The following is a 21,973-nucleotide window of genomic DNA, read 5'->3' on the forward strand; positions in this document are numbered from 1 at the left end:
TTATGCCGGGTGGCGGCTACGCCTTACCCGGCCTACGAATTCTGTGTGGGCTTTGTGCCGGGTGGCGGCTACGCCTTACCCGGCCTACGAATTCTGTGTGGGCTTTGTGCCGGGTGGCGGCTTCGCCTTACCGGGCCTACAAAACCTAATCGTAGGCCCGGTAAGCGTAGCGCCACCGGGCGACACTGGCCGCACGGAAACCCCTACTTCCCCCACAATCTCCGCGAATTATCCTCGATCTGCATGCTAATGCGCCGCTTCTGCATCGTTCTCGTCCAGCTGGTCGATAACCCCGCCGCCGACAACAAACGACGATACTGCTCATCATCAAACGGCATATGCCACGCAATCGCGCAGGCATCATAAACCGACACATCGCTGAGCCTGGAGGCCAGCTCCAGTGGCGCATCCGCCGACACTTTCCCAGCCAGAATCACCCGATACAGCCAGCCGGTTTTACCTGCCGTTTGCAGCTGCGCGGACATATCACTGATGCCGAAGTGGTAGTTCAGCTTAAAGCACGGCGAGCGCGGCTGCGTGACTTGAATCAACGTATCGCCCCAGCGAAAAATGTCGCCGATAAAGACGTTTTTCTCGGTCAGACCCTCGGTCGACAGATTCTCACCAAATGCTGGCGCAACAAAAAGCTCTGCCTGCTCGGGGAATTCCCGCGCCCAGTGCGAGTAGTGCTCACGCGGATAATGGCACAGCGCGCGCTCCGGCCCGCCGTGGATTTTTTTCTCGGCCTGCTCATCCCCCGCCAGCCCGAGCTCGGTCAGAGTCAGTTCGCCGTCGACCTGCACTTTAGCAATCGCGCTCGGCCGGCTGCCGTCGTAGTCCCTGATCTTGCCTGTAAACACATTCACCGGATGCTGCATGTATCGTGGCTCCTTTCTGCAGATACAAAAAAAGCGAGTCATCAGACTCGCTTCTCGCAGGCGCTAGTGCAACCTTATTTTTTAGCAGCGAAACGCGCGGCTGCTTCGTCCCAGTTGACGACATCCCAGAAGGCTTTGATGTAGTCCGGGCGACGGTTCTGGAACTTCAGGTAGTAAGCGTGTTCCCACACGTCCAGACCCACGATTGGGAAGCCAGACGCACCAGAGATTGCTTCACCCATCAGCGGGGAATCCTGGTTCGCGGTAGAAACCACAGCCAGTTTGTCACCTTTCAGTACCAGCCAAGCCCAGCCAGAACCGAAACGGGTCGCTGCCGCTTTTTCGAATTCTGCTTTGAAGTTGTCCACGGAACCGAAATCGCGCTCGATAGCGGCTTTCAGATCGCCCTGCAGGGTAGTGCCGGTTTTCAGGCCTTTCCAGAACAGGCTGTGGTTAGCGTGACCGCCCGCGTTGTTACGCAGAACGGTTTTCTTGTCAGCCGGCAGTTGATCCAGTTTGGTGATCAGCTCTTCAGCAGACAGGCTGGCGAATTCTGGCAGGCTTTCCAGCGCTGCGTTCGCGTTGTTCACATAAGTCTGGTGATGTTTAGTGTGATGGATTTCCATCGTCTGCTTGTCGAAATGCGGTTCCAGTGCGTCATAGGCATACGGCAGGGATGGCAGTGTATAACTCATAATCCTCTCCATTATTGTCGGGCGGCACAGCTGTTAATGCCGCGTAAGCAGTTGGTTCATTATAGTTAATTAAATGATATTGAAAATGATTATCAATGCCGTAGTTTTTATAAGGTTATTCATTTTGCTGCAAACGCGAATTTGTGAGTCTGCTCACGCGGTTAACGCGCTGATTGCCATAGACAAGAAAAGTACGGCAACCTTCTGAAGGTTCGCTCGCCGCTTAATTTTTAAACTCATCGGAGTCGGAGGGAAGCCACCGGCCTATAAAAACGATGAGGATGTAAAAATGAATCATGCGATTACGATGGGTATTTTCTGGCATTTGATAGGCGCAGCCAGTGCAGCCTGTTTCTATGCCCCGTTTAAAAAGGTCAAACATTGGTCATGGGAAACCATGTGGTCTGTCGGCGGTACGGTTTCCTGGCTGATCCTGCCGTGGACTATCAGTGCCATGCTGTTGCCCGATTTCTGGGGATATTTCTCCTCCTTTAGCGCCTCGACGCTGCTGCCGGTGTTTCTGTTCGGCGCGATGTGGGGCATCGGCAATATCAACTATGGCCTGACCATGCGCTATCTCGGCATGTCGATGGGCATCGGGATTGCGATTGGCATCACCCTGATTGTCGGCACCCTGATGACGCCAATCCTGAACGGTAATTTCGACGTGCTGATCAACACCAAAGGCGGCCAGATGACGCTGCTGGGCGTGCTGGTGGCGGTGGTCGGCGTGGGGATTGTCACCCGCGCAGGTCAGTTGAAAGAGCGCAAAATGGGGATTCGCGCGGAAGAGTTCAATCTGAAGAAAGGTCTGATCCTGGCGGTAATGTGCGGTATTTTCTCCGCCGGGATGTCATTTGCGATGAACGCCGCCAAACCGATGCATGAAGCTGCCGCTGCGCTTGGCGTGGACCCGCTGTACGTCGCGTTGCCAAGCTACGTAGTCATCATGGGAGGCGGTGCGCTGGTTAACCTCGGCTTCTGCTTCATTCGTCTGGCAAAAGTGAAGAATCTGTCGGTAAAAGCCGACTTCTCGCTGGCAAAAAACCTGATCATCACCAACGTGCTGCTGTCGGCACTCGGCGGCCTGATGTGGTATTTGCAGTTCTTCTTCTACGCCTGGGGCCACGCCAGCATTCCACCGCAGTATGACTATATGAGCTGGATGCTGCACATGAGCTTCTACGTGCTGTGCGGCGGGATTGTCGGGCTGGTGCTGAAAGAGTGGAACAACGCCGGACGGCGTCCGGTGAGCGTGCTGAGTCTGGGTTGCGTAGTGATTATTATTGCGGCCAACATTGTCGGACTTGGCATGGCAAATTAATCACGCTGCTTTTCGACTGTGATGACGCCACTGAACCGGCGTCATCCCGATCTCGCGATTGAACACCACCGAAAAATAGTTACTGTCCTCAAAGCCACAGCGCGTCGAAACTTCACTCACCATCAGCTCCGTATGTTGCAGCAGATACTGCGCGTGGCAAATCCGCAGCTGGCGCAGATAGTGGTTCACCGTCATCCCCGTCTGGGTGCGAAACTGCTGGCGCAACGCGCGCTCACTGCACTGCTCCTGCTCGCAAAACTTCTCCAGCACAAAGCTGCGATTCAGGCTGCCCGCCAGCGTGGTAATCAGCCTGTCGAGCAGCGCTTCCTGCTCATTGGCAGACGGGTTATCAATCGCGTAGCGGTAACGCTTGAGAGTCATCACCAGCTGGGCAAAGAGCAACTCGGCCATCTCATTCGCGCCCGGTTCAGCTTTCAGGCTTTCCTGTTCAAGCTGGGTGATGACGTGTCGCACTTGGGTCATGCCGTTGCTGCTCAAACGCCAGTGCGGCGCGGAATGTGCTTCACGAAATCCGGGGATCAGCCCCGCCCAGTCGACGTTGAGTTTGAGCCGCTCCGGGCAGTAAATCACGTTCTGTAAAACCAGATCGTTGACCGAGGCATAGGAGTGTTTGTCTTCCGCGCGGATATAAAACAGATCGCCGCGGGTGATGCGATACGGGCGGTCGTTGAGGACGTGCAGGCCGTTGCCGCGCCACACCAGCACCAGCTCGCAAAACTCGTGCGTGTGCTCGGCAAAGACGTTTTGCGGATAGCGATCGGCCACCGCCACGGCCTGCACGGCGTTAGCAAAGAAATCGGTTTTGCGAAGGATTAACGGAGCGCCCACAACACACCTCAACAGCTAATAACCTGACATTATTAGCTGTTTTGCGCCGAAAAAACGGTGATTGTCCTCGCGTTACTGAAGTGACGCATCCCTTCCCTGGCGGATTTCGCGCGGCGACCAGCTAAATTCCCGGCGGAAAAGCGTCGAAAAGTGGTTACTATCGCCAAATCCACAGCGATACGCGATATCCGTAACGCTATCGTCCGTGTGGCGCAGCAAGTGCCGGGCTTTGATCAGACGCAGCCGGTTCAGATAGCGCTGCGGCGTCAGGCCCGTGTGCTGCTTGAGCTGACGATGCAGGGTGCGCAGCGAAAGTGAAAACCTGTCCGCCACCGTTTCCCAACTCACATCTTCTGCAAAGTGATCTTCCAGCCACGCCATCAGCAAATTGAGGCGCGCGTCGTTGTTTTCCGCCCCTTCCACCAGGCTGCTGCGGCGCAGCAGGACCAGCAGTTGCATGAACAACAGTTCACGGCTGGCGCGCGCATGGGTTTCAGTATTTTCTTCCGCGTTTTCCATCTGCCCCACCAGCTGACGCACCTGTTGCAGCGTCGACTGATTCACCCGCCAGTGCGACGGATAGTGCCCGTCCTGCTCCTGCGGCAGCAGCTGGTTCAGCCCGGAGAGAAACTGGAACGCATCCGGGGAACGGTACAGCACATTGGTCAGGCACAGATTGTCCGTATGTTCGTACAAGTGCCGGTCGTGATCGCGCACAAAGCACACCGTTCCACCGCTGATGGTGTAGGGCTGGCCGTTAAACACATGAATGCCCGTCCCGTGCTCAACAATCACAATTTCATGAAAATCATGATGATGTTCCGGAAAGGCCGCCTGAGGCAGCCGCGGCTCGATCGCCACCGGCGAACTTCCTGAAGGGAAAAAATCCACGCTGTGCAGTACGGTCATCACGGCCACCACCAATGAGAAATGTTCTCAAAATAGTAATTAAGGGCCGGGTTTCTCACCTTCAATTTTCGACATCAAACCGTGCAAAGCCTGTCAGTTTTTCAAGAAACAGCGGGAAAGATCGGGAAATGCGGCAACGGTCACATGGCCTGAAATCCCCGTCATTACTGGAAACTGTGAACTTCCTCACGTTCATCTTTGCTTTCTTGCCAGCGCGGGATTTTGCCTGTCAGTGGCGAGAAGGTGCGTTTTTCTTCCCTTTCTTAGACTGTTTCGCAATGACTTCAAGAAGGACCGAATTATGACCTCTCGCCATTGTGTGGCTGTCGATTTAGGCGCATCCAGCGGGCGCGTAATGCTCGCCAGCTACGTGCCTGCACAGCGTGCACTTTCGCTTCGTGAAATCCATCGCTTCGGTAACTGCCTGCAAAAGCAGGACGGCGTGGAGACCTGGGATATTGACAGTCTGGAAGCGGAAATCCGCACCGGGCTGAACAAGGTCTGCGACGAAGGCATTTTAATCGACAGCATCGGCATCGATACCTGGGGCGTCGATTTTGTCCTGCTGGATGCCAGCGGCGATCGCGTCGGCCTGCCCGTTGCCTATCGCGACAGCCGGACCGACGGCGTGATGGCCCGCGCTATTGAACAGCTCGGCAAAGCCGACATCTACGGGCGCAGCGGCATCCAGTTTTTGCCCTTTAATACTCTCTATCAGCTGCGCGCCCTGGTGGAACAGCAGCCGGAACTGGTGGCGAACGTCGCCCACGCCCTGCTGATCCCGGACTACTTCAGCTACCGCCTGACCGGGAAAATGAACTGGGAATACACCAACGCCACCACCACCCAACTGGTGAACATCAATTCCGATAACTGGGACGAAAACCTGCTCAACTGGACAGGCGCCTCCGCCAATTGGTTCGGCACGCCGACCCATCCCGGTAATGTGATCGGTCACTGGATTTGCCCGCAGAAGAATGAAATCCCGGTTGTCGCCGTGGCCAGCCACGATACTGCCAGCGCGGTGATTGCCTCGCCGTTGGCCGACAAAGACGCGGCGTATCTCTCGTCCGGCACCTGGTCGCTGATGGGCTTTGAGAGCAAAACGCCCTACACCTGTGAAAAATCGCTGGCGGCGAACATCACCAACGAGGGCGGTGCGGAAGGCCGCTACCGGGTGCTGAAAAATATCATGGGGCTATGGCTGCTCCAGCGAGTGCTGAAAGAGCAGAACATCACCGACCTGGCACGTCTGATTGCCGACACGGAAAAACTGCCAGCCTGCCGTTTCGTGATCAACCCGAACGACGACCGTTTTATCAATCCGCACAACATGAGCGCTGAAATTCAGACAGCCTGCCGCGAGAGCGCGCAGCCCGTGCCGCAAACTCCGGCAGAGCTGGCACGCTGCATTTTCGACAGCCTCGCCCTGCTTTACGCCGATGTTCTGAACGAGCTGGCGACGCTGCGCGGAAAACCGTTTAGCCAACTGCACATCGTTGGCGGCGGCTGTCAGAACCAGCTGCTGAACCAGCTTTGCGCCGACGCTTGCGGCATCACTGTGGTTGCCGGCCCTGTGGAGGCCTCGACGCTGGGCAATATCGGCATTCAGCTGATGACCCTGGACGAGCTATCCAACGTTGACGATTTCCGGGCGGTTGTGACCCACAACTACCCGCTCACCACTTTTACCCCTAATCCCTGCCATGAAATTGCCCGCTATCAGGCGCAGTTTCTGCAAAAACGACTGACAAAGGAGCTTTGCGCATGACCACTCAACTTGAACAAGCCTGGGAACTGGCTAAACAGCGTTTCGCCGCCGTGGGCGTGGATGTCGAAGAGGCGCTGCGTCAGCTCGACCGTCTGCCGGTCTCCATGCACTGCTGGCAAGGCGATGATGTCGCGGGTTTTGAAAACAGTGGCGGCGCGCTGACAGGCGGCATTCAGGCGACCGGCAATTATCCGGGTAAAGCGCGTAATGCCACCGAACTGCGCGCCGATCTGGAACTGGCCTTGAGTTTAATTCCTGGTCCAAAACGCCTGAATCTGCACGCGATTTATCATGAAGCCAGCAAGCCGGTCGCACGTAACGAAATCAAACCGGAACACTTTAAGAACTGGGTGGAGTGGGCCAAAGCCAACAAACTGGGGCTTGATTTTAATCCGTCCTGCTTCTCGCATCCGCTGAGCGCCGACGGTTTTACCCTCTCCCACGCCGACGACGAAATCCGTCAGTTCTGGATCGACCACGTCAAAGCCAGCCGCCGCGTATCGGCCTACTTCGGTGAACAGCTTGGCACGCCGTCGGTGATGAACATCTGGATCCCGGACGGCATGAAAGACATCACCGTGGACCGTCTGGCTCCGCGCCAGCGTTTGCTGGAGGCGCTCGACGAGGTGATCAGTGAAAAACTGAATCCGGCGCATCACATTGATGCGGTGGAAAGCAAACTGTTCGGCATCGGTGCAGAAAGCTATACCGTTGGCTCGAACGAGTTCTACATGGGTTACGCCACCAGCCGCCAGACCGCCCTGTGCCTGGACGCGGGCCACTTCCACCCGACTGAGGTTATCTCCGACAAAATCTCTGCTGCCATTCTTTACGTCCCACGCCTGCTGCTGCACGTCAGCCGCCCGGTGCGCTGGGACAGCGACCACGTGGTGCTGCTGGATGACGAAACCCAGGCCATCGCCAGCGAAATCATTCGCCACGATCTGTTCGACCGCGTGCATATCGGCCTCGACTTCTTTGACGCCTCGATCAACCGCATCGCGGCGTGGGTGATTGGCACACGCAACATGAAAAAAGCCCTGCTGCGCGCTCTGCTGGAGCCGACGGCGGCCCTGCGTACGCTCGAAGAGCAAGGCGACTACACCGCGCGTCTGGCGCTGCTCGAAGAGCAAAAATCCCTGCCGTGGCAGGCCGTGTGGGAAATGTACTGCCAGCGCAACGATGCGCCAGCAGGCAGCCAGTGGCTGGACAACGTGCGGGCGTATGAGAAAGAGGTGTTGAGTCAGCGCGGGTAAAACAACCCTCACCCCTGCCCTCTCCCTGAGGGAGAGGGAGAAAAACCAGCGCTCCGAACAGTCCCCTTTCCCTGAGGGAGAGGGAGAAAACCAGCGCTCCGAACAGTCCCCTCTCCCTGTGGGAGAGGGAGAAAACCAGTGCTCCGAACAGTCCCCTCTCCCTGTGGGAGAGGGAGAAAACCAGTGCTCCAAACAGTCCCCTCTCCCTGTGGGAGAGGGAGAAAACCAGCGCTCCGAACAGTCCCCTCTCCCTGTGGGAGAGGGTTAGGGTGAGGGCATCAGGCCTCGCCGAATTAACAGGAACATGAACACTATGCACACCATCACCATCACCAACGCCTGGTTCGTCCAGGGCATGATCAAAGCCACCACCGACGCCTGGCTGAAAGGCTGGGACGAGCGCAACGGCGGCAACCTGACGCTGCGCCTCGACGACGCCGATATCGCGCCGTTCGAAGCCGATTTCCACCAGAAGCCGCGCTATATCGCCCTGAGCCAGCCGATGCCGCTGCTCGCCAACACGCCGTTTATCGTCACCGGTTCCGGCAAATTCTTCCGTAACGTGCAGCTCGATCCCGCCGCCAATTTAGGCATCGTAAAAGTGGACAGCGACGGCGCGGGCTACCACATTCTTTGGGGGCTGACGAACGAAGCGGTGCCGACCTCTGAGCTCCCGGCGCACTTCCTCTCCCATTGCGAGCGCATCAAGGCGACGGACGGCAAAGACCGCGTGATCATGCACTGCCACGCGACCAACCTGATCGCCCTGACCTACGTGCTGGAAAACAGCACCGACTTCATCACCCGCAAACTGTGGGAAGGCAGCACCGAGTGTCTGGTGGTGTTCCCGGACGGCGTAGGCATTCTGCCGTGGATGGTGCCAGGCACCGATGAAATCGGCGAAGCCACCGCGCAAGAGATGCAAAAACATTCCCTGGTACTGTGGCCATTCCACGGCGTGTTCGGCAGTGGCCCGACGCTTGATGAAGCGTTTGGCCTGATCGATACCGCCGAGAAGTCGGCTGAAGTGCTGGTGAAGGTCTATTCCATGGGCGGAATGAAGCAGACCATCACTCAGGAAGAGCTGATCGCGCTGGGTAAACGCTTCGGCGTCACCCCGCTGAAATCGGCGTTAGAGCTGTACAAATAACAACATCGCGCCCCGCTCATTGAGACGGGGCGAAAAAACACCTGCAAACCCTACACATGTCATCCTAAGTGGAGTCAAAGCAATGAAAATAAAGACAAGCTTAATCCTCACCGTTGCCGCTCTGGCGTTGTCCGGTTCCGCACTTGCAGAAGTGAAAATCGCCCTGGTGGCGAAATCTCTCGGAAATGGATTCTTCGAGGCAGCGAACGTTGGCGCACAAGAGGCGGCCAAAGAGTTGGGTGATGTGAAAGTGATTTATACCGGCCCGACCACCACCACCGCCGAAGCGCAGATCGAAGTGCTGAACGGTTTGATCGCCCAGGGCGTAGATGCGATCGCCATCTCCGCCAACGATCCCGATGCGCTGGTGCCGGTGCTGAAAAAAGCGATGCAGCGCGGGATCAAAGTCGTTTCCTGGGATTCCGGCGTGGCGAAAGCCGGGCGTCAGATCCACCTCAATCCATCGAATAACGCGCTGATCGGTGAAACCAACGTCAAGCTGGCCGCCGAGGCGCTGAAAGCATTGAACGTCGACAAAGGCGAAGTGGCAGTTCTGAGCGCCACCCCGACCTCCACCAACCAGAATACCTGGATTGCCGAGATGAAAAAGGTGCTGCCGCAGTACCCGTCCGTCAATCTGGTGACCGTGGCCTATGGCGACGATCTCTCGGACAAGAGCTACCGCGAAGCGGTCGGCCTGCTGAAAACCTACCCGGATTTGAAAGTGATCGTCTCTCCGTCGTCGGTCGGGATCGTGGCCGCTGCGCAGGCGGTGAAGGATCAGGGCAAGATTGGCAAAGTGTACGTCACCGGCCTCGGTCTGCCGTCTGAAATGGCCGGCGCGGTGAAATCCGGGGCGAGCAAAAGCTTCGCTATCTGGAACCCGATTGACCTGGGTTACGCCGCCACCTATTTAGCCGACGACCTGGTGAAAGGCACCGCCACCAAAGACGAAGCCAGCATGGGCAAACTGGGCAAAGTGAAGCTTGATGCCGACGGCAGCGGCGCAATGGCCGAGCCGTTCGTCTACGATGCGAGCAATATTGATAAGTTCTCGAAGATCTTTTAATCCCTTCTCCCTCTCCCTGTGAGAGAGGGCCGGGGTGAGGGCATCAGGCCGCACGTCCCCTCACCCTAACCCTCTCCCGGGGGGAGAGGGGATTATCCGGAGAACTCTCATGACCGCATCCACCCCGCTGCTGGAGCTCAAGGGCATCACCAAGATTTTCCCTGGTGTGCGCGCCCTTGAGAACGTGCAGCTTGAGCTTTGGCCCGGCAAAGTTACCGCCCTTATTGGTGAAAACGGCGCAGGCAAATCGACGCTGGTCAAAGTGATGACCGGGATTTACCAGCCCGAAGAGGGCGAAATCCTTTATAAAGCGATCCCCATTCATCTCCCGACGCCGGAATCGGCGCACAAGGTCGGGATAACCGCGATTCATCAGGAAACCGTGCTGTTCGATGAGTTGTCGGTGACCGAAAACATTTTTGTCGGCCAGTACCTGCATAAGGGCTTGTTCAAAAAGCTCGACTGGCCCCAGATGCACCGCCGGGCGCAGGAGATCCTCACGCGCCTCGAGGTGCAAATCGACCCACGAGCGACACTTAAAACTCTGAGCATCGCCCAACGCCATATGGTCGCCATTGCCCGCGCCCTGTCGTTTGAGGCACAGGTGGTGATCCTCGACGAGCCCACCGCCGCCCTGTCGCAGCACGAAATCCTCGAGTTTTATCAGATCGTTGAGCGCCTCAAGCAGGACGGGAAAGCGATCCTGTTTATCTCGCACAAATTCGACGAGATTTTTGAGCTGGCGGACCACTACACCATTTTGCGCGACGGCGTATTTGTCGGCGCGGGGGCGATCAACGACATCACCGAAGAGCGGATGGTGGCGATGATGGTGGGTCGGGCAATCACCCAGACCTTCCCGAAAGTGGCGTGCGAAAAAGGGGAGACGGTGCTGGAGGTAAAAGATCTCTGTCATCCCACCGAGTTCGCGCACATCTCGTTTTCTCTGCGCAAAGGCGAAATTCTCGGCTTTTACGGGCTGGTCGGAGCCGGGCGAACCGAACTGATGCAGGCGCTTTCCGGCGTCACGCGCCCCTCTTCCGGCGAAATTGTGCTGAACGGCAATGCGCAGCGTTTCCGCCAGCCTGCCGACGCCATTCGCGCGGGGATTGTCTGCGTGCCGGAGGAGCGGCAAAAGCAAGGGGCGATTATCGAGCTGTCGATTGCGCAGAACATCAGCCTGCCGCAGCTGAGCAAACTCAATCCCGGCGGCGTGTTGAATCACGATCGCGAATGGGCGCTGGCCGATGAGTACGCCCGACGCTTGCAGGTGAAGGCCTTTAGCTGGAAACAGCCGGTCGAGACGCTCTCCGGCGGCAATCAGCAAAAGGTCGTTATTGGCAAATGGCTGGCGACGCATCCTGAGGTGATCATCCTCGATGAGCCAACAAAAGGCATCGATATTGGCTCTAAAGCCGCCGTTCATCAGTTTATGTCCGAACTGGTCGGCCAGGGGCTGGCGGTGATCATGGTGTCATCGGAACTGCCGGAAGTGATGGGCATGGCCGATCGCATCATCGTCATGCACGAGGGGCTGATGGTGGCGGAATACCCGGCTGGCGGCGCGACGGCGGAAACCATCGTCAGCGCGGCCAGCGGCGCCAAACAGGAGGCCGCGTAATGTTCAAGTCACTCCTGAAACACCGCGAAGCCCTGCTGGGCGGGGTCATCGTGCTGATGATAATCGCCATCGGCAGCCGCGTGCCGTCGTTTATCGCGCCGGGAAATCTGGTGGAGATGTTTAACGACACCTCGATTCTGATAATCCTCGCGCTGGGCCAGATGATGGTCCTGCTGACCAAAGGCATCGATCTGTCGATGGCGGCCAATCTGGCGCTAACGGGGATGATTGTCGCGCTGATTAACTTCCACTATCCCGACGTGCCGGTCTGGGCTCTGCTGTTTCTGGCGACCACACTCGGCCTGCTGATGGGCGCCATCAATGGTCTGCTGGTGTGGAAACTGGGGATTCCGGCGATTGTGGTGACGCTCGGCACCATGAGCATTTATCGCGGAATTATCTTTTTACTCACCGGCGGCGGCTGGGTGAACTCCAACCAGATGGGGGCAGATTTCCTCGCCCTGCCGCGCGCCGCGCTCCTCGGTCTGCCGGTGTTGAGCTGGTGCGCGATTGCCGCCCTGCTGCTGGTCGGCTATTTCCTGCGCTACAGCCGCACCGGGCGCGCCCTCTACACCGCAGGCGGCAACGCCACGGCGGCGTATTACACCGGGATCAACGCCGGCAAAATGCAGTTCGTCAGCTTCTGCCTCTCGGGCGCGCTGGCCGGATTTTGCGGCTATTTGTGGATTTCTCGCTTCGCCGTGGCCTACGTCGATGTCGCCAACGGTTTTGAATTGCAGGTCGTTGCCGCGTGCGTGATCGGCGGCATCAGCACGATGGGCGGCACGGGCCGAGTGTTGGGCTGTCTGTTCGGCGCGCTGTTCCTTGGCGTTATCAACAACGCGCTGCCGGTGATCGGCGTTTCGCCGTTCTGGCAGATGGCGATTTCCGGAACGGTGATCGTGATTGCGGTGTTGCTCAATGAGCGCGGCAACAAACGCAAAGGGCGGTTAATTCTGCGCGATGCCGCGCGGCAGCAGCAGAAACAGGCGGTGAACTCATGAGCAAAATGATGACTACCGAAGAGATCAACAATCGTCCCGCCCCGACGGGCATTTTCCAGCGCCTGCTGTGCTGGGAGGGCTTCCTGCTGGCGGTGACGCTGGCGGTGTTTATCGTCAATGCGATGGCTTCGCCATATTTCCTCGATATCTGGAACCTGTCGGATGCCACCTTCAACTTCACCGAAAAGGCGATCATCGTGCTGCCGATGGCGATGCTGATTATCGCCCGCGAGATCGACCTGTCGGTGGCCTCGACCATCGCGCTCAGCTCCACGGCGATGGGCTTTTGCGCGGCGGCGGGGGTGGATACGCCGCTGCTGGTCGGCGTGGGATTAGGCGTCGGGCTGCTGTGCGGGCTGTTCAACGGCTTTCTGGTGACGCGCTTTAACCTGTCGTCGATCGTGGTGACCATCGGCACCATGAGTCTGTATCGCGGCATTACCTACATTTTGCTCGGCGATCAGGCGCTGAACAGCTGGCCGGAGAGCTTCGCCTGGTTCGGGCAGGGCTACGTGTGGGGCGCGCTGTCGTTTGAGTTCGCGCTGTTTATCTTGCTGGCGGCGGTGTTTGCCTTCGTGCTGCATCGCACCAACTTTGGTCGCCGGACTTACGCCATCGGCAATAACCCGACCGGGGCGTGGTATTCGGGCATCAACGTGAAGCGTCACAACCTGCTGCTGTTTGCGCTGGTCGGGCTGATGTCGGGCCTGGCCTCGGTGCTACTCACCTCACGCCTCGGCAGCACGCGCCCGACCATTGCGATGGGCTGGGAGCTGGCGGTGGTGACGATGGCGGTGCTCGGCGGCGTCAATATTCTCGGCGGGTCCGGCAGCATGGTGGGCGTGATTATCGCCGCCTTCCTGATGGGGCTGGTGACCTTTGGACTGAGCCTGCTCAACGTGCCCGGCATTGTGATGTCGGTGATCATCGGCGCGATGCTGATTGTGGTGATTTCGCTGCCGATTATCACCCGCCGGGTTTTGCAGCGAAAACGGATTTGATGCCCTCACCCTCTCCCACAGGGAGAGGGGACTGCACGGTGCGGCCTTTCCCCCCCTCTCCCTTGGGGAGAGGGCTGGGGTGAGGGGCAAGGATTACCCAAAAAATCATTAAGGAGAATTATCATGAGCTTTATGTTGGCACTTCCGAAAATCAGCCTGCACGGCGCAGGTGCTATCGGCGATATGGTTAATCTGGTGGCGAGCAAACAGTGGGGCAAAGCGCTGATTGTCACCGACGGCCAGCTGGTGAAAATGGGCCTGCTCGACAGCCTGTTTACCGCCCTGGACGCCCATCAGATGTCGTATCACCTGTTTGACGAGGTGTTCCCGAATCCGACGGAAGCGCTGGTGCAGAAGGGGTTTGCGGCGTATCAGAGCGCTGAATGTGATTACGTGATTGCCTTCGGCGGCGGCAGCCCGATTGATACGGCGAAAGCGATTAAAATCCTCACCGCCAACCCTGGCCCGTCGACCGCCTATTCCGGCGTCGGCAAGGTGAAAAACGCTGGTGTGCCGCTGGTGGCGATCAACACCACGGCAGGCACCGCGGCGGAGATGACCAGCAACGCGGTGATCATCGACAGCGAGCGCCAGGTGAAAGAGGTAATTATCGACCCGAATATCATCCCGGATATCGCTGTGGACGACGCCAGCGTGATGCTCGATATTCCCGCCTCCGTTACCGCCGCTACGGGGATGGACGCCCTGACCCACGCTATTGAAGCCTATGTTTCCGTTGGCGCGCACCCGCTCACGGACGCTAACGCGCTGGAAGCGATTCGCCTGATCAGCCTCTGGCTGCCGAAAGCGGTCGACGACGGACATAATCTGGAAGCGCGCGAGCAAATGGCCTTCGGCCAGTATCTGGCGGGTATGGCCTTTAACAGCGCCGGTCTGGGCCTGGTTCACGCCCTGGCGCATCAGCCGGGTGCAACGCACAACCTGCCGCACGGCGTGTGCAACGCCATCCTGCTGCCGATCATCGAAAACTTTAACCGTCCGAATGCGGTCACTCGTTTTGCCCGCGTGGCGCAGGCGATGGGCGTGGAGACGCGCGGGATGAGCGATGAAGCGGCGAGCATGGAGGCGATCAACGCCATTCGCGCCCTGAGCACGCGCGTCGGAATTCCATCCGGTTTCAGCAAACTCGGCGTCACCAAAGCGGACATCGAAGGCTGGCTGGACAAAGCCCTCGCCGATCCGTGTGCGCCGTGCAACCCGCGCACCGCCAGCCGCGACGACGTGCGCGAGCTGTATCTGGAGGCATTATGATTCGCAAAGCTTTTGTAATGCAGGTAAACCCGGACGCCCACGAGGAGTATCAGCGCCGCCACACCCCGATCTGGCCAGAACTGGAATCGGTGCTGAAAGACCACGGCGCGCACCACTACGCCATTTATCTCGACAAGGATCGTAACCTGCTGTTTGCGACCGTGGAGATTGAATCGGAAGAGCGCTGGAACGCGGTGGCGAATACCGACGTGTGCCAGCGCTGGTGGAAACACATGCGTGACGTGATGCCCGCGAATGCGGACAATAGCCCGGTGAGTGCGGAGCTGAAAGAGGTGTTTTTCCTCGAGTAAGGTGTTGTGTGATTGCCGGGTGGCGGCTGCGCCTTACCCGGCCTACGAAAGATTATGCTGCCGCCCTTGCGGCAGCGATTTCCTGCCTGCTGCTCAGCGTAAACGCCGAGATTACCGTCACCGCCAGCACGAAGCATCCGAGCATCATATAGGTGTCCTGGAAACCGATTCGGTCATACATATTCCCGGCGAACGCCGACAGGAAAATGGCCGCCGACTGTTTGGCAAAGTTGAAGCCAATCAGATAGATGGTCGCTGAAAGACGGGTATCAAACACGCCGGTGATGTATTTAAACGCCCCCACCAGCAGGAACGGTACTTCCAGCGCATGCAGCATTTTCAGGGCGATCACTTCCGTCACGGTGGTGGCGAAGGACGAACCGATAATGCGCGTCGCCATTATCAGCCCGGCAATCAGCAGAGTGTTTTTCGCGCCGATGCGGTTAATGATCCACGGCGAGCAGAACATGATGATCGCGTTACACATTTCCCCGGCCGTAGTCGCAAAACCAAAGGCGCGCGTTCCCTCTTCCGGCGTCGCAAAGAACGATTTGAAGAAGGTGGCAAACTGCTGGTCGAACACGTCATACACGCAGGCCACGCCAATCACGTACAGAATAAACATCCACATTTTGCGCTGACGGAACAGAGTGAAAACGGTTTTGGCGGTGATTTGCGGCTGGTTCGCGCCCAGCGCGTTCATCACTTCAGCGGTCTGGTTTGGCTTAGGTTTGGCGACCACCAGCAGGAGCATCAGCAGCAGCGCCGCGCCGGAGCCCATCCAGAAGACATACGACGGATCGATGCTGAACAACACGCCGCCCGTTGAAGCGCACAGCCCCCAGCCCAGACAGCCGAACATCCGCGCTTTGCCGTATTCGAAGAAGCTGTTGCGACTCACGCGCTCAATATAGGCCTCAATCGCACCCGATCCCGCCGAGAAGACAAAGCCGATATACAGCCCGCCGCTTAGCGCCCCGAGCCAGATATTCATTTTCAGCAGCGGCGCGAAAACGTAGAGGAAGAACGGTGCGAACAAAAACAGCAGAACCGCGATAATCCACAGCAGGTGTTTTTTCAGCCCCAGCTTGTCGGAAATGACGCCCAGCACCGGCTGGAAGGCAATCGCCGAGAGCGAGATGCAGGAGAAGACAATCCCGGTATGGGTTTTATTCAGGCCGATGATATCCGACAGCCAGATCGGCAGGAACGGAAAGCAGGTGGCCATAATGAAGAAGTAGAGAAAGAAGAACGCCCCGAAAATCCAGAAATTAGGGTTGTCTTTGTGGGTACAGGCAGTCGTGTTCATTATTTTTATCCTCAACTCAGGGCCGGTCGCCCGGCCCATCACCCTTACACGCGTTCAACGCCAATCAGAATGGCGGTTTCCGGGTCCAGAATCGGCAGGACGATCCCCGCCTGCATCAGCCATTCGCCGCTCACCGTTTGCGGCGCTTCCATCCATGCCGGCAGTTTGCGCATGGTGTGGCCCCCTTCGCCGGTCAGGCGGATATTCGGGTGATCGAGCAACGTGATGCGGTACTGCGCATCTGGCGCCAGGCCCGGCATGCGCAGCGGCATCATCAGGGTGTAATCCGGCATCGCCAGCTGGCTGACGATAAACAGCCCCTGTCGCTGGTCTTCACTCACTATACCTTGTGCCTGGGTGCTGGCATCCGGCATATCCACGCGCCACTGGGTGCCGTGGTGAATCACCTCGCGCCACTGTTTGTGCAGCGCGGCATAGCGGCGGTAACCTTCGCGCTCGTGCTCGTCGACGGTAAGCGGGTCCAGCTCCAGTCCCATATGTCCAAACAGCGCCGTCAGCCCACGGAATTCAATGCTGTGCTGGCGGAACGTGGCGTGGCATTTATGATGACCGATATGCGCACCCATTACCTCCGGCGGGAAGAAGTAGCTCATTCCGCGCTGGATGGTGTTGCGCTCAAGCGCGTCGTTATTATCGGACGCCCAGAAGCGATGGCAGCGGGTCAGGACTTCGTAATCAATGCGCCCGCCGCCGGACGAGCAGGATTCAAATTCCACCTGCGGGAAGCGCTGGCCCAGTGTCTCAAGCAGACGATAATACTGGCGCGTTTGCGCGTCCGCCGCCGCTTTACCGAGATGGCCCGGCTGCACCAGCTCGCGGTTCATGTCCCATTTCACGTAGTCCACCGGATGCTCGCCCAGCAGCCAGCTCATGCGCTCCAGCAGATACTCAAAGGCTTCAGGAATATTCAGATTCAGCACCAGCTGATGTCGCCCCGTCGCCTGCAGATACCCCGGCAGGGCCAACACCCAGTCAGGGTGTGCGCGGTAGAGATCGGAGTCCGGGTTAATCATCTCCGGCTCAACCCAGATGCCAAACTCCATCCCGAGATTTTTGACGTGATTGATCACCGGCATCAGGCCGTCAGGGTATTTTTCCTCGTCGAGGGTCCAGTCACCGAGGGCGGCGTGGTCGTCGTTGCGCCCTTTAAACCAGCCGTCGTCGATGATGAAACGCTCCACGCCCAGCGCCGCGGCTTCGTCGGCCATGCGCATGATGTATTCCGGGTCGTGGTTGAAATAAATCCCTTCCCAGGTGTTGAGATGCACCGGGCGCGGTTTGTTTTCCGGGAAGCGAATAATATTGTCGCGCAGATAGCGGTGGAACTGCTGGCTCATCCCGTTCAGCCCCTGCGCGGAGTAGCTGGCGTAGAGCTTCGGCGTCCAGAGGGTTTCGCCCTCGGCGATCGCCATTTCTCCCGGCAGATAGAGCGCTTCGGCCTGCACGTAGCGGCGGCCATCGGTTTTGACTTCGGCGCGCAGACGATGGTTACCGCTCCAGCCAAGATGCACGCCCCACACGTCGCCGTGCATTTCACTGAACGCCGGTGTGCCGGTCATCAGCGCCGGGAAATGTTCGTGAGAGGTGCGCCCGCGGCGGTTCTCAATCACAAAACTGTCGTGCTCGAGGGTCAGACGATGCGGCTGGAATTCGCGGATCCAGCGGCCATGAAACGCCATCACCTCTTTTGCGCGCTCCGACACCGGCAGCGTCACGGCCAGGCGATCCACCTGCCACGGCTGCACCCGCAGGTTAGTCAAACCGTGGCGCACCACCAGCACGCCGCTCTTATCGAGGGCGAGTTCGCTGGTCAGGCGTAGCCCGGCGTGTTCGTCTTCTGCGGTGATAGACAGGCTCTGGCGCTGCTGCTCGACGGCAACGGTCTTAAAAACCGGCGACCCGTCCAGCCCCTGACGGTGGCCTTCGATGCCCGGCGCGCCGAAAAGACCGTGGCCCAGCTCGGCCATCAGCGTCAGTGGAATATCGACATCCATTCTGCCGTTGGCGACCGGGCGAATCAGGCTTTGCGCATCCTGCGGCGAAAAGTGGTGAAGGTGTGGCCCCCAGTAGACAATTTCGGCGAACGGGTGAGTTTTGATCACCACGTCCGTCGTCGGGCTTGTGAGTCGTAAAATGGAATCTTGCATCGGACATCTCCTGTCATCGGATGTCCTGAGTGTTGATCCGAAACGTTTCGGATACCAACCCAAACGTTTCGGATCTGTGATCGACTTTTGAATTTTGCGGAGATTTAGGCCGTCTGGCCCGGTGAGAATTCAGGCTGCCACAGCACCTGCAGCTGGGAAATATCATCCCCATTAATCAGCTGGCGCACCATGTCGGCGATTTGCTTGCCTACGCCCTCGCGGGTGGACTGGATCACCGCCGCCACATCGGCCTCGACAATGCTGTCCTGCGGCAGACCGTCGTACACCACCAGCGAAACCGCATCGCGACCGGTGAGTCGCCCCTGCTGGGCCAGCGCCATCGCGGCTCCGTCGCCGTGGGTGTTGCAGTCGGTGACAATGGCGGTGGGCGGGTTGGGCAGCGACAACAGCTCAAGCGTCGCGGTATAGCCCGCGCGGCGTGACGGCGGCATGGCGCGCAGCCATTCGCTGGACAACCCCGCTTCGCGCAGGGCGTCGAGATAACCTAAACGGCGCTGGGTGATAAACGCCTGACTGTTGTTTTCGCCTAACAGAGCGATGCGCTGATGGCCTTTGTCGATCAGCCAGCGCGTGGCGCGATAGGTGCCCGCGTAGTTATCGAAATCAAACCATGCGTAGGGTTTCGGCAGCTGGCTACGACCCAGGGCGAGGAACGGAAAACCGGCGTTTTGCAGCTGCGTGAGGCGCGGGTCTTGATCGAGGGTATGGGCGACAATCAGGGCATCCACGCGGCGGCTTTGCACCATGCGCATGTAGCTGTGTTTGTCGGCAAGATCATCGTCGGCGATCAGCAGCAAATCAATCTCATGTCGCGCCAGTTCGTGGCTAATTTCGCCGACCATGTCCATAAACACGCTGTTATTAAGCGGAACCGGATGGACGGGGAACACCAGCCCGACGGCGTCGATTTTGCCCATCTTCAGACGACGGGCAAAGGTGTTCGGTCGATAGCCACGGCGCTGCGCTTCGTCTTCCACGCGCGCACGCGTCTCACGAGAAACGTCATCATATCCGTTGAGGGCGCGGCTGACCGTGGTAACAGACAGCCCCAGTTCTTTGGCAATGGCTTTGAGCGACATGATTTCCGGGTCCGAAGAAGTTAGTTTTGTTCCGCCACTAAAAGCGCGTGGGTATCCGGCTCCAGCGCTTTGAAGATATGCGGCTGATCGGCGGGATAGCAGATGTAATCGCCCGGACCTAACTCTTCCGGTGCGTCCGTCAGGCCAATTAACGCGCGGCCCTGAGTGACGATAATATGCTCCACAGAGCCCGGCGGGTGCGGCTGCGAAATGCGGTCTGCGCCCGGCTGGGTCATCAGGAGGTAGACATCCCGACGCGCACCAGGCGGACAGGACGCCAGCAAAATCGCCTGGTAGTTCGCCTGCTCGGCAATCACCTTCGTCCCTTCACCCCGGCGGATCACCTGCGTGGTCGGCTGCTGCGGCTCTAATAGCCGGGCAAAAGGAATACCCAGCGCCACGCACAGCGACCAGAGCGTTTCCAGGCTAGGATTTCCATTGCCTGATTCCAGTTGGGACAGCGTGGATTTGGCGATCCCGGCACGGCGCGCGATCTCCGCCAGCGACAGCCCGGTCCGCAGGCGTTCCCGCACCAGGCTTTTGGCAATCACGCTGATTGGCTGCGTCATAAAACGGCCTCTTGTTCTATAAATCGAACGAATCGTTCATCTTGAAAAACGATACTGATGCGTTCATTATAATGGAATCTCGTTCGATATGGCTAAAATTGTATGAAGAACTCCCTCTCCTGCCTGAAAGGCGACACGATAAAAGCGATCGTGCTGGTGTGCCTCGCCGTGGGCGTCGTCGGCATGTCCTACGGCTCGCTGGCGATGGCTTACGGCTTCCCGTTTTGGGTGCCATTTTTACTCTCGATTACCGTTCTCGCGGGCGCGTCGGAATTTATGTTTATCGGCATTGTCGCCAGCGGCGGTAATCCGCTTGCGGCAGCGGCGGCGGGTTTATTGGTGAATGCACGCCACGTACCGTTCGGCGTGACGGTGCGCGAACTGGTGGGGAAACGCGGACTGAGCTTCCTCGGCTGCCACATCATGAACGACGAAAGCGTGGTGTTTGGCCTGTCGCAAAAAACGCCCGAGCAGCGCAAAGCCGCCTACTGGCTGTGCGGCATGGGCGTGGCGATTATCTGGCCACTCGGCACGCTTTTAGGCGCGATGGTCGGCAAACTGCTGCCAGCGCCTGAAACCATCGGTCTCGATGCCGTGTTCCCGGCAATTTTGCTGGCGTTAGTGGTCCCGGCGTTTAAAAACCGTACTACGCTTGTCCGCGCCTGTAGCGGGGCGGCGCTGTCGCTGGCCGCGGTACCGTTCGCGCCGGTCGGTTTACCGGTACTGCTGTCGTTACTCGGTCTGGCAGCAAGGAAGAAATAATGGAAAACATGACGGTCTTTATCCTCGGCATCGCCATTTTGTCGGCAGGAACCTATCTGATGCGCCTCGGCGGGGCGAAACTCGGCAACCGTTTGGCGCTCTCTGAGCGGTCCCAGGCGTTGCTCTCAGATGCCGCAACGGTTCTGCTGTTTTCCGTGGCGCTGGCGACCACTTTCTACGAAGGCGAACATTTTGCCGGAATGGCTCGGGTGCTGGGCGTGGCGTTTGCGGTGTTCCTGGCGTGGCGCAAAGTGCCGCTGATCGTGGTGATTATCGCGGCGGCAGTAGTGACGGCACTGCTGCGCATAGCGGGCATCCATTGATAAAACACATTCCCTGATGATGAAAGATTCATCAGGGAAACCTCACACGTCAAAGTGTGGTTTCGCCCACAAAACGCCGCTTTGCTTCCCTGTTCTGTTGTCACTTTTCACTGACATATTACCTCTCATAGCCAGCGCATCGCCCCCGTAGAATGGCAGCAGACATTCTCTGATGGAGTGGCATCATGGCCCTTCTTACGCCTCACTGTATTGACCTCAACATTCGCGGCAACAGTCCCTATTCTGTGCTGAAAGCGCTGTCCGATATGGCCTTTCAGAATGGCTTTATCACCGATCGCAGCGCCTTTTTGCAAACACTGTTACTGCGCGAAAAACTGCATTCCACCGGGTTTGGCTCGGGCATTGCGGTGCCACACGGCAAAAGTGTCGCCGTCAAACAGCCTTTTGTTCTCTTTGCCCGTCAAACCGAAGGGGTGGACTGGAAAGCCAGCGATAACGAGGCCGTCACCTGCTGGATTTGCCTCGGTGTGCCGCAGGAGGGCGAGGACGATCAGGTAAAAGTGATCGGCAGCCTGTGCCGCAAAATTATCCACGCCGATTTTATCGCCCAACTCAAACAAGGCGATGCCGACCAGATTCTGACGCTGCTAAACCAGACGCTCAGCCAATAA

At 58.2% G+C, this 21,973-nt stretch carries 21 protein-coding genes; 13 read left to right on the top strand and 8 right to left on the bottom strand.

Going from position 1 to position 21,973, the window contains the following annotated elements:
• Positions 1-203 precede the first annotated feature (203 nt).
• Entirely contained in the window at positions 204-878 is a 675-nt protein-coding gene (yiiM, locus tag JBO43_RS21200; RefSeq protein ID WP_202674980.1) for a 6-hydroxyaminopurine reductase, read from the bottom strand.
• A 74-nt stretch (positions 879-952) separates the two neighbouring features.
• Complete coding sequence (gene sodA, locus JBO43_RS21205; protein WP_063144341.1) at positions 953-1,573, bottom strand: superoxide dismutase [Mn]; 621 nt, start codon at positions 1,571-1,573, stop codon at positions 953-955.
• Positions 1,574-1,862: 289 nt separating this feature from the next.
• Here sodA and rhaT point away from each other — a divergent pair, with 289 nt between their 5' ends.
• A complete protein-coding gene (gene rhaT / locus JBO43_RS21210; protein WP_103950006.1) occupies positions 1,863-2,897 on the top strand; it encodes an L-rhamnose/proton symporter RhaT in 1,035 nt (344 codons plus the stop codon).
• Here rhaT and rhaR read toward each other — a convergent pair whose 3' ends face one another.
• On the bottom strand, positions 2,898-3,746 hold the full coding sequence (rhaR, locus tag JBO43_RS21215; RefSeq protein WP_202674981.1) for an HTH-type transcriptional activator RhaR: 849 nt from the start codon (positions 3,744-3,746) through the stop codon (positions 2,898-2,900). It abuts the gene before it with no gap.
• Positions 3,747-3,818: 72 nt separating this feature from the next.
• Positions 3,819-4,655 carry an HTH-type transcriptional activator RhaS gene (rhaS, locus tag JBO43_RS21220; protein ID WP_103947784.1) on the bottom strand — a complete coding sequence of 279 codons (837 nt, stop codon included), beginning with the start codon at positions 4,653-4,655 and terminating at the stop codon, positions 3,819-3,821.
• A gap of 301 nt (positions 4,656-4,956) precedes the next feature.
• Between rhaS (JBO43_RS21220) and rhaB the strand changes: the two genes are divergently transcribed.
• From rhaB to rhaM, 9 genes are all read left to right on the top strand, one after another.
• Positions 4,957-6,426, top strand: a complete 1,470-nt coding sequence (rhaB, locus tag JBO43_RS21225; RefSeq protein ID WP_202674982.1) for a rhamnulokinase — start codon at positions 4,957-4,959, stop codon at positions 6,424-6,426.
• Positions 6,423-7,682 (top strand): L-rhamnose isomerase, encoded by a 1,260-nt coding sequence (gene rhaA, locus JBO43_RS21230; protein WP_202674983.1) that lies wholly within the window; start codon positions 6,423-6,425, stop codon positions 7,680-7,682. Before rhaB ends, rhaA begins: the two co-directional genes overlap by 4 nt.
• A 313-nt stretch (positions 7,683-7,995) precedes the next feature.
• On the top strand, positions 7,996-8,832 hold the full coding sequence (gene rhaD / locus JBO43_RS21235) for a rhamnulose-1-phosphate aldolase (protein ID WP_103947787.1): 837 nt from the start codon (positions 7,996-7,998) through the stop codon (positions 8,830-8,832).
• Positions 8,833-8,914: 82 nt separating this feature from the next.
• On the top strand, positions 8,915-9,901 hold the full coding sequence (rhaS, locus tag JBO43_RS21240) for a rhamnose ABC transporter substrate-binding protein (protein WP_095283999.1): 987 nt from the start codon (positions 8,915-8,917) through the stop codon (positions 9,899-9,901).
• A gap of 109 nt (positions 9,902-10,010) precedes the next feature.
• A complete protein-coding gene (locus JBO43_RS21245) occupies positions 10,011-11,522 on the top strand; it encodes a sugar ABC transporter ATP-binding protein (RefSeq protein ID WP_103947788.1) in 1,512 nt (503 codons plus the stop codon).
• A complete protein-coding gene (locus tag JBO43_RS21250; protein ID WP_202674984.1) occupies positions 11,522-12,526 on the top strand; it encodes an ABC transporter permease in 1,005 nt (334 codons plus the stop codon). The genes JBO43_RS21245 and JBO43_RS21250 overlap by 1 nt, the downstream gene beginning before the upstream one ends.
• A complete protein-coding gene (locus JBO43_RS21255; protein WP_202674985.1) occupies positions 12,523-13,527 on the top strand; it encodes an ABC transporter permease in 1,005 nt (334 codons plus the stop codon). The genes JBO43_RS21250 and JBO43_RS21255 overlap by 4 nt, the downstream gene beginning before the upstream one ends.
• Before the next feature lie 123 nt (positions 13,528-13,650).
• A complete protein-coding gene (gene fucO / locus JBO43_RS21260) occupies positions 13,651-14,799 on the top strand; it encodes a lactaldehyde reductase (protein WP_202674986.1) in 1,149 nt (382 codons plus the stop codon).
• The gene (rhaM, locus tag JBO43_RS21265; protein ID WP_202674987.1) at positions 14,796-15,110 is read left to right on the top strand and encodes an L-rhamnose mutarotase; all 315 of its coding nucleotides are present in this window, start codon (positions 14,796-14,798) and stop codon (positions 15,108-15,110) included. Before fucO ends, rhaM begins: the two co-directional genes overlap by 4 nt.
• 52 nt (positions 15,111-15,162) lie before the next feature.
• Here rhaM and JBO43_RS21270 read toward each other — a convergent pair whose 3' ends face one another.
• From JBO43_RS21270 to JBO43_RS21285, 4 genes are all read right to left on the bottom strand, one after another.
• Positions 15,163-16,419 carry an MFS transporter gene (locus tag JBO43_RS21270; RefSeq protein WP_202674988.1) on the bottom strand — a complete coding sequence of 419 codons (1,257 nt, stop codon included), beginning with the start codon at positions 16,417-16,419 and terminating at the stop codon, positions 15,163-15,165.
• 44 nt (positions 16,420-16,463) lie between these two features.
• Complete coding sequence (locus tag JBO43_RS21275) at positions 16,464-18,587, bottom strand: alpha-galactosidase (protein WP_202674989.1); 2,124 nt, start codon at positions 18,585-18,587, stop codon at positions 16,464-16,466.
• 104 nt (positions 18,588-18,691) lie between these two features.
• A complete protein-coding gene (locus JBO43_RS21280; RefSeq protein ID WP_202674990.1) occupies positions 18,692-19,687 on the bottom strand; it encodes a substrate-binding domain-containing protein in 996 nt (331 codons plus the stop codon).
• 20 nt (positions 19,688-19,707) lie between these two features.
• A complete protein-coding gene (locus JBO43_RS21285) occupies positions 19,708-20,256 on the bottom strand; it encodes a helix-turn-helix domain-containing protein (protein WP_095284012.1) in 549 nt (182 codons plus the stop codon).
• Between the two features lie 102 nt (positions 20,257-20,358).
• Here JBO43_RS21285 and JBO43_RS21290 point away from each other — a divergent pair, with 102 nt between their 5' ends.
• From JBO43_RS21290 to JBO43_RS21300, 3 genes are all read left to right on the top strand, one after another.
• A complete protein-coding gene (locus tag JBO43_RS21290; protein ID WP_202674991.1) occupies positions 20,359-21,018 on the top strand; it encodes an AzlC family ABC transporter permease in 660 nt (219 codons plus the stop codon).
• Complete coding sequence (locus tag JBO43_RS21295) at positions 21,018-21,341, top strand: branched-chain amino acid transport AzlD family protein (RefSeq protein WP_095284014.1); 324 nt, start codon at positions 21,018-21,020, stop codon at positions 21,339-21,341. The genes JBO43_RS21290 and JBO43_RS21295 overlap by 1 nt, the downstream gene beginning before the upstream one ends.
• A gap of 185 nt (positions 21,342-21,526) precedes the next feature.
• Positions 21,527-21,973 (top strand): PTS fructose transporter subunit IIA, encoded by a 447-nt coding sequence (locus JBO43_RS21300; RefSeq protein ID WP_095284015.1) that lies wholly within the window; start codon positions 21,527-21,529, stop codon positions 21,971-21,973.

Source organism: Lelliottia jeotgali, from assembly GCF_016771845.1.
Classification (GTDB): Bacteria; Pseudomonadota; Gammaproteobacteria; order Enterobacterales; family Enterobacteriaceae; genus Enterobacter; species Enterobacter jeotgali.

Coding starts and splice junctions, on each gene's coding strand:
- JBO43_RS21300 (WP_095284015.1), top strand. CDS start 21,527: ATGGCCCTTCTTACGCCTCACTGTATTGACCTCAACATTCGCGGCAAC.
- rhaS (WP_095283999.1), top strand. CDS start 8,915: ATGAAAATAAAGACAAGCTTAATCCTCACCGTTGCCGCTCTGGCGTTG.
- JBO43_RS21255 (WP_202674985.1), top strand. CDS start 12,523: ATGAGCAAAATGATGACTACCGAAGAGATCAACAATCGTCCCGCCCCG.
- JBO43_RS21285 (WP_095284012.1), bottom strand. CDS start 20,256: ATGACGCAGCCAATCAGCGTGATTGCCAAAAGCCTGGTGCGGGAACGC.
- JBO43_RS21270 (WP_202674988.1), bottom strand. CDS start 16,419: ATGAACACGACTGCCTGTACCCACAAAGACAACCCTAATTTCTGGATT.
- JBO43_RS21250 (WP_202674984.1), top strand. CDS start 11,522: ATGTTCAAGTCACTCCTGAAACACCGCGAAGCCCTGCTGGGCGGGGTC.
- rhaA (WP_202674983.1), top strand. CDS start 6,423: ATGACCACTCAACTTGAACAAGCCTGGGAACTGGCTAAACAGCGTTTC.
- JBO43_RS21290 (WP_202674991.1), top strand. CDS start 20,359: ATGAAGAACTCCCTCTCCTGCCTGAAAGGCGACACGATAAAAGCGATC.
- rhaM (WP_202674987.1), top strand. CDS start 14,796: ATGATTCGCAAAGCTTTTGTAATGCAGGTAAACCCGGACGCCCACGAG.
- JBO43_RS21280 (WP_202674990.1), bottom strand. CDS start 19,687: ATGTCGCTCAAAGCCATTGCCAAAGAACTGGGGCTGTCTGTTACCACG.
- yiiM (WP_202674980.1), bottom strand. CDS start 878: ATGCAGCATCCGGTGAATGTGTTTACAGGCAAGATCAGGGACTACGAC.
- rhaT (WP_103950006.1), top strand. CDS start 1,863: ATGAATCATGCGATTACGATGGGTATTTTCTGGCATTTGATAGGCGCA.
- rhaS (WP_103947784.1), bottom strand. CDS start 4,655: ATGACCGTACTGCACAGCGTGGATTTTTTCCCTTCAGGAAGTTCGCCG.
- JBO43_RS21275 (WP_202674989.1), bottom strand. CDS start 18,587: ATGCAAGATTCCATTTTACGACTCACAAGCCCGACGACGGACGTGGTG.
- sodA (WP_063144341.1), bottom strand. CDS start 1,573: ATGAGTTATACACTGCCATCCCTGCCGTATGCCTATGACGCACTGGAA.
- JBO43_RS21245 (WP_103947788.1), top strand. CDS start 10,011: ATGACCGCATCCACCCCGCTGCTGGAGCTCAAGGGCATCACCAAGATT.
- JBO43_RS21295 (WP_095284014.1), top strand. CDS start 21,018: ATGGAAAACATGACGGTCTTTATCCTCGGCATCGCCATTTTGTCGGCA.
- rhaD (WP_103947787.1), top strand. CDS start 7,996: ATGCACACCATCACCATCACCAACGCCTGGTTCGTCCAGGGCATGATC.
- rhaB (WP_202674982.1), top strand. CDS start 4,957: ATGACCTCTCGCCATTGTGTGGCTGTCGATTTAGGCGCATCCAGCGGG.
- fucO (WP_202674986.1), top strand. CDS start 13,651: ATGAGCTTTATGTTGGCACTTCCGAAAATCAGCCTGCACGGCGCAGGT.